This is a genomic window from Acinetobacter sp. 24-47-39, from assembly GCF_056783825.1.
Genome location: NZ_JBWYIP010000042.1, coordinates 1 through 426, shown reverse-complemented (window position 1 = coordinate 426; position 426 = coordinate 1). Strand labels below are relative to the sequence as shown.

1 protein-coding gene is annotated in these 426 nt (G+C 45.3%); it reads right to left on the bottom strand.

The window, feature by feature from the left end:
- Nucleotides 1-426: FAD-dependent oxidoreductase (locus AC1M9C_RS14965; protein ID WP_481953981.1), on the bottom strand; the 426-nt coding region annotated here is incomplete at both ends.

Genomic DNA, 426 nt, shown 5'->3' with positions numbered 1-426 from the left:
CGACACCGTATTCACGAACATGTGCTTCCATTTCAGCAGCAAACTTAGGACCTTGCGTCTTTTGCACTGATGTAAAGTTTTCAATGTCCATGGTATCCATGACCTGACCACCCATGCGCTCAGCCACGATACCTGTTTTGATGCCTTTACGTGCTGCATAGATTGCAGAGGTATTACCTGCAGGGCCACCACCAATCACAAGTACATCAAATGCATCTTTAGCATTCAGCTTTTCAGCATCTTTCGCTGCAGAATTAGTATCGAGCTTCGCAACAATCTCTTCCAATGTCATACGACCTTGACCGATATGTTCGTTGTCTTGGAACACCATTGGTACAGCCATGATTTTGCGTTCTTCAACTTCGTCTTGGAAGAATGCACCATCAATCATGGTTGCTGTTGTGCCAGGGTTGTAGATTGCGATCA